1 protein-coding gene is annotated in these 503 nt (G+C 43.5%); it reads right to left on the reverse strand.

From position 1 onward, the window contains the following. A partial coding sequence (locus R7190_RS31235) for a DUF2884 family protein (RefSeq protein ID WP_318138392.1) occupies nucleotides 1-503 on the reverse strand: 503 nt, incomplete at both ends.

Genomic DNA, 503 nt, shown 5'->3' on the forward strand with positions numbered 1-503 from the left:
TCACATAAGTCTTCCGCTTGTTGCTCCACCTCTTTCGAATGTTCAGCCAGACGCTGCTCAACTTTTGCACTTAATTCTGCCATGCTTTCAGAGAGTGCTGTCAGGTTTAAACCACCCTCTTCTTTCATTTTTTTCGATAAAGCATCGAACGCGCTAGCCAGAAACTCTTTATTAAAAATCTCCTGCGCTTTTTCAAAATCTTTCGTCCAGCCCTGCGTCATCGATTCAAAGCTGTCTGCAGGCAAAATAAAATCACCATCTTTGTAATAACGAGATTGCACATCAGCAAAGAAGTCTTTAACTGCAACTTTTACGTTATCAAACGCGCCCGGTGCATCCAAACTCGCTGTCACATCATCAATGATGTCATTGGCGAGTTCCAAGCCATCACTCGCTAGCTGCTTAGCTTGAGGGATATAGGCATTCATTTTTTCGCGATATGCTTCAATCGCGGCTTTCTGCTCCGCATCGAGTTCAATCAACTCACCTTTGATGAACAAGTT

The sequence above is a fragment of the Vibrio sp. 1078-1 genome (assembly GCF_033340475.1).